Here is a 529-nt window from a genome sequence, read left to right as displayed (position 1 = left end):
GGGCCGAGCAGCTGGCGGCGGTGACCTCCGGGCTCGCGAGCCTGTCGGCGGGCGTCTCCCAGTTGTTCGAGGGCGGCGGAGTGCTCCAGTCGGTGGTCGAGATGCAGCGTGGCTACCTGCTGCTGATGAGCGTCGGCGACGGCTCGCACCTGGCGACGCTCACCTCGGCGGGTTGCGACATCGGGCAGGTCGGCTACGCGATGGCGCTGCTGGTCGACCGTGTCGGTACCACCGTGCAGGCGGCGCCGCGAGCCGCCGCCGGTACCTGAGTACGACGTGGCCATGGACGACAGGAACTTCGAACAAGCAGGCCCCGGACCGAGCCTGGTCCGGCCGTACTCGCTGACGTCCGGGCGTACCCTGCCGGCGGTCGAGCTGGCGCTCGAGGCGCTGATCCAGGCCCTGCCGGACACCGCGAACCGAAACTGGGAACTCGGGGACGTGGACGCGACGATCGTGGCACTGTGCGCACAGTCGCCGTCCGTGGCCGAGATCGCGGCCCGGGTCGGTGTGCCGATCGGTGTCGCGC

2 protein-coding genes are annotated in these 529 nt (G+C 71.5%); both read left to right on the top strand.

The window, feature by feature from the left end:
* A partial coding sequence (locus AC1DU4_RS26335) for a roadblock/LC7 domain-containing protein (RefSeq protein WP_477844924.1) occupies positions 1-269 on the top strand: 269 nt, incomplete at its 5' end.
* A gap of 13 nt (positions 270-282) precedes the next feature.
* Positions 283-529: DUF742 domain-containing protein (locus tag AC1DU4_RS26330; RefSeq protein WP_477844922.1), on the top strand; the 247-nt coding region annotated here is incomplete at its 3' end.

Source organism: Rhodococcus sp. P4_F5 (assembly GCF_056401315.1).
Note: the sequence above shows the minus strand (reverse complement) of the source record. Positions and strands in the feature narration are given on the sequence as shown.